Source organism: Candidatus Ulvibacter alkanivorans, assembly GCF_003333325.1.
In the GTDB taxonomy this organism is placed as follows: domain Bacteria; phylum Bacteroidota; class Bacteroidia; order Flavobacteriales; family Flavobacteriaceae; genus Ulvibacter_A; species Ulvibacter_A alkanivorans.
The window spans coordinates 1-4,434 of the sequence record NZ_QOLC01000018.1 but is presented as its reverse complement, the minus strand read 5'-3'; the positions used below and the strand labels follow the sequence as shown (position 1 = coordinate 4,434).

Sequence of the window (4,434 nt, the reverse complement as noted above, 5' to 3'; positions counted from 1 at the left end):
GATAATGCAACTATAAAGAATGAATAGCGCCCTCTCCCGCGCAAAAGCTTAGACTCATGTTCAAGCCACGCTTTATAGAGAAGTGCTATAAACGACCTTTTAGTATAAATACATAAGTAACTAATAAAAATAGCTTACCATGAACAGAACAACCAACCGTTGGAATAAACGTGAATTACAAACGTATATTCTCTTGTTGTGCGCCAATGCAGATTCCGAAGAGACCACAGAAGAACTTGATCTAATAAAAACAAAAGTGGATGACAGTACGTTCCAAAAAATGCATCAGGAGATCAAGAAGGATTCCGAAGAAATAAGTTTAGAAAAAATCGAAGACAATCTTGAATATCATGAATATTCGGGAAAAGAATTGGCACAACTTCGTAGGGAAATGCGCGCCATTTATTTCACCGATAAGAATTTTGATCGCATGGAGCGAAATCTGGATCGTATCCTAGATAATATTCTGTATTAAGACATTGCCGTTGATTTACTTCGGAAAGTTGTTTTCAATCTTTCAACTATTTCAGTACTTTTAGTAGCATCAACGTAGGGAACCCTGTGTATTACAAACAACTAATCAATTCATTATGCATCCGGAACAAGTAAAGATCTCACGTATAGTCAACCCAATCACCAAAGGTGGCAATGAGGAATACTACACAGTGTGTCATCTGCGGTCTGGAGTAAAGACCATTGAAATTGATGGAAAAATTTACGATGATGTTTCGAATACTATTTTCTTTTTGCATTCCAGACATCGGTGGAAGATCACTAAAACCGAGCAGGCACAGTCGGCCGGATACATATTAAAGCTCTCTAGAGCGATCTTGGACCATCCCTTGTTAAGCAATTTGCATATTAACGAAGTACGATTTTTTGCAACAACAGAAATTCCCACACTAAACCTTGCTCCGGGTATCGAAAAAAGGACCCAATCTATTTTAGAAATGATAGATGAGTTGGTAGGCTCACACCTCAACAATAAAGATCAAGCTATCTTTTCGCTGCTAAATACTTTCTTTGTGTATTGTGACGGACAACGCAATATTAAATCGGTGGTAAGTGAAAACAATGCCAAAAAAGCGTTGGTCTTTAAGTATAAGAAACTGTTAGACAAGCGTTGTTGTGAGTTTCACGACGTAGAACAATATGCGAGCTTACTCAATGTTTCGGGAAAATATCTCAACCAATGTGTAAAAGAGGTACTGAACACCAATGCCAAAAGCCTTATCAACGAACAGCGCATCATGCGCGCGCGGCACGCACTAAAATTTAGTGACAAATCGGTAAAAGAGATCGGTTTCGAATTAGGGTTCTCCTCGCCCGAATATTTTAGCTCTTTCTTAAAGCAACATACGGGAATGAGTCCCTCGCTAATTAGAAACTAGCTCAATACTGAAAAAATCTAAGGGATCGCAGTGATTTTCACAAGTTTATCGTTTGTATACGATGTAACTTGCTACAAACTCGTAACCATGAATAGAAAAAATTTTATTAGAACGACCGGCATCGGACTCGGAGTTGCCTTGACCCCTGGATTGTTGAGAGCAGAAAACACAACAAGTTCCACTCCCGGCACCAACGAAAAACCCAAGATCATTAAAGATGAAGACGGGGAGGTGCTCAATGTTATTGGCGATATTCAAACTCATAAATTAATAGGCAGTGAAACCGGTAATCAAATTGTAGAGTGGGTGGATAACGTACCACCGGGAACCGGTATTCCTCCTCATGTACACACCAAAGAGGACGAGATCTTTAGAGTAATAAAAGGGCAAGTGGAAATTATGGTGGACGGGGAAGTCACTATTCTTAATCCCGGGGACATCGCATTTGCCCCTAAAAACGTTCCGCATGCTTGGACGGTAGTAGGTACCGAAGATGCTAAAATGATCACCAGTGCATTCCCGGCCGGGATCGAGCATATGTTCCGTGAACTTTCCAAATTACCTCCGGGTCCTCCCGATTTCGAAAAGGTGACAGCTATTTGCGGGAAACACGGTATTTCATTCGTTTAACGAAATAAAAAAAGGAGGCAGTCTAGCCTCCTTTTTTTATACATATCTAAGACGAGCTATACATCAAATCTGTCTAAATCCATCACTTTAGCCCAAGCTGTTACGAAGTCGTTTACAAACTTTTCTTCTGCATCGTTTGTTCCGTAGACTTCTGCTATAGCTCTTAGTTCAGAATTAGATCCGAAGATAAGATCAACACGTGTTCCGGTCCAGCGTACTTCACCTGTTTTACGGTCTTTACCTTCAAAGGTTTCTTCATCTTCCGAAGTTGCCTTCCAACCAATCCCTAGATCCAACAGATTCTTGAAAAAATCGTTCGTAAGCTTTCCGGGTCGCTTTGTAAACACCCCTAGATCAGATCCGTCGTAATTGGCTCCTAAAGCTCGCATCCCACCTACCAATACGGTCATTTCGGGTGCCGTAAGGGTAAGAAGTTGTGCCTTATCTACCAGCATTTCTTCTGCCGAAGTGTTGTAAGAATCTTTTAGGTAATTTCTAAAACCATCTGCTTTTGGTTCTAAGGGTTCAAAAGCCTCCACATCTGTATTTTCTTGGGACGCATCTGCACGGCCGGGTGTAAAAGGAACATTAATAGGATGTCCGGCATCTTTAGCAGCTTGTTCGATGGCTGCACATCCTCCCAATACAATTAGATCGGCTATAGAGACCTTTTTATCACCGGATTGATTGTTAAAATCGTTCTGTATTTTCTGCAAGGATTCGATCACCTTTCCTAATTGTGGTGGATTATTCACTTCCCATCCGTTTTGAGGGGCGAGACGAACGCGCGCTCCATTGGCTCCTCCTCGCTTATCTGAACCTCGGAAGGTCGATGCGGATGCCCAAGCTGTTGTAACCAATTCGGAAACAGATAGGTCGGTATTTAAAATGTTGTTTTTTAAGGTTGCTATATCTGTACCATCGATTGTTTTATAATCTACCTTAGGAATCGGGTCTTGCCAGATCAGCTCTTCACTTGGTACTTCCGGACCTAAATAGCGTTGTATAGGTCCCATATCTCTATGTGTTAACTTATACCATGCGCGCGCAAAGGCATCGGCAAATGCGTCCGGATTTTCATAGAAATGTTTTGATATCTTTTTATACTCAGGATCCATTTTTAACGACAAATCGGTAGTAAGCATAAAAGGAGCGTGTTTCTTATTTGGGTCATGGGCATCGGGGATCGTATTGGCCCCCTCGTTATTCTTAGGTTTCCATTGGTAGGCTCCCGCCGGACTTTTTGTTAGTTCCCATTCGTATCCAAACAAATTTTCAAAAAAGTTATTACTCCACTTCGTAGGTGTTTTTGTCCAGGTACCTTCAATTCCACTCGTGATGGTATTAGGACCGTGTCCGCTTCCGAAGGAATTTTTCCATCCCAGCCCTTGATCGGCTATCCCTGCTCCTGCAGGTTCTGCGCCTACATATTGTTCGGGATCGGCAGCACCGTGAGTTTTTCCAAAGGTATGCCCACCTGCAATTAGCGCCACCGTTTCTTCATCGTTCATAGCCATTCGCCCAAAGGTTTCTCGAATATCGTGAGCTGCCGCAATTGGATCAGGGTTTCCATTTGGCCCTTCAGGATTTACATAGATAAGCCCCATTTGTACGGCAGCCAATGGATTTTCAAGGTCGCGATCACCGGTATATCTTTTATCGCCCAGCCATTCACCTTCCGATCCCCAGTAAATATCTTCTTCCGGTTCCCATACATCCTCTCTTCCACCCGCAAATCCGAAGGTTTTAAAGTCCATAGACTCCAAGGCACAATTACCGGCCAGTATCATAAGGTCGGCCCAAGAGATTTTGCGTCCGTATTTCTGTTTAATAGGCCACAATAACAAGCGTGCCTTGTCTAGATTGGCATTATCCGGCCAACTGTTTAGTGGTGCAAAGCGTTGTGAACCCGAGCCTGCACCTCCCCTACCATCACCTATACGATACGTACCTGCACTGTGCCAGGCCATACGAATAAACAAAGGACCATAATGACCAAAATCGGCCGGCCACCAATCTTGAGAGTCTTCCATGAGGTCATACAGATCTTGCTTTACCGCCTTTAAATCCAGGCTTTTAAATGCCTCGGCATAATCGAAGTCGTCACCCATTGGACTTGACTTAGATGAATGTTGACGTAGAATACTTAGATTTAATTGGTTTGGCCACCAATCTCTGTTTGAGGTGCCTGTACCGGCCGTAAAGTTGACAGCGCCGCCCATAAATGGACATTTGCTGGATTCGTTTACCTCCCAGACTTTGTGATTATCGGAATGATTTGAATGTTTTTTATTCTCCATGGTGCAAATTTTATGTATTAGAATTTCAAGTTACAAAAAACTGAGTGATAATTTTTATCTATAATATTTATATCAAAATAGCTTTAATCTATTATTTGTCCAGCGTATTTCGA

The 4,434-nt window shown here is 42.1% G+C and carries 4 protein-coding genes; 3 read left to right on the top strand and 1 reads right to left on the bottom strand.

Annotation, left to right across the window (positions count from 1 at the left end; all coding sequences use genetic code 11):
- Positions 1-139 precede the first annotated feature (139 nt).
- The 3 genes from DWA30_RS00800 (at position 140) to DWA30_RS00790 (ending at position 2,021) form a co-directional block, all read left to right on the top strand.
- The gene (locus DWA30_RS00800; protein WP_114490643.1) at positions 140-475 is read left to right on the top strand and encodes a hypothetical protein; all 336 of its coding nucleotides are present in this window, start codon (positions 140-142) and stop codon (positions 473-475) included.
- A gap of 115 nt (positions 476-590) precedes the next feature.
- Positions 591-1,391, top strand: coding sequence for a helix-turn-helix domain-containing protein (locus DWA30_RS00795; RefSeq protein ID WP_114490642.1), 801 nt, complete (start codon positions 591-593; stop codon positions 1,389-1,391).
- A gap of 87 nt (positions 1,392-1,478) precedes the next feature.
- A complete protein-coding gene (locus DWA30_RS00790; protein WP_114490641.1) occupies positions 1,479-2,021 on the top strand; it encodes a cupin domain-containing protein in 543 nt (180 codons plus the stop codon).
- Between the two features lie 56 nt (positions 2,022-2,077).
- On the opposite strand, the gene katG is transcribed toward DWA30_RS00790, so the two are convergent.
- Complete coding sequence (katG, locus tag DWA30_RS00785; protein ID WP_114490640.1) at positions 2,078-4,321, bottom strand: catalase/peroxidase HPI; 2,244 nt, start codon at positions 4,319-4,321, stop codon at positions 2,078-2,080.
- Positions 4,322-4,434 lie beyond the last annotated feature (113 nt).

What these genes read in the sequence shown, in the direction of transcription:
- DWA30_RS00790 (WP_114490641.1), top strand. Translation starts at nt 1,479, where the DNA reads ATGAATAGAAAAAATTTTATTAGAACGACCGGCATCGGACTCGGAGTT.
- katG (WP_114490640.1), bottom strand. Translation starts at nt 4,321, where the DNA reads ATGGAGAATAAAAAACATTCAAATCATTCCGATAATCACAAAGTCTGG.
- DWA30_RS00800 (WP_114490643.1), top strand. Translation starts at nt 140, where the DNA reads ATGAACAGAACAACCAACCGTTGGAATAAACGTGAATTACAAACGTAT.
- DWA30_RS00795 (WP_114490642.1), top strand. Translation starts at nt 591, where the DNA reads ATGCATCCGGAACAAGTAAAGATCTCACGTATAGTCAACCCAATCACC.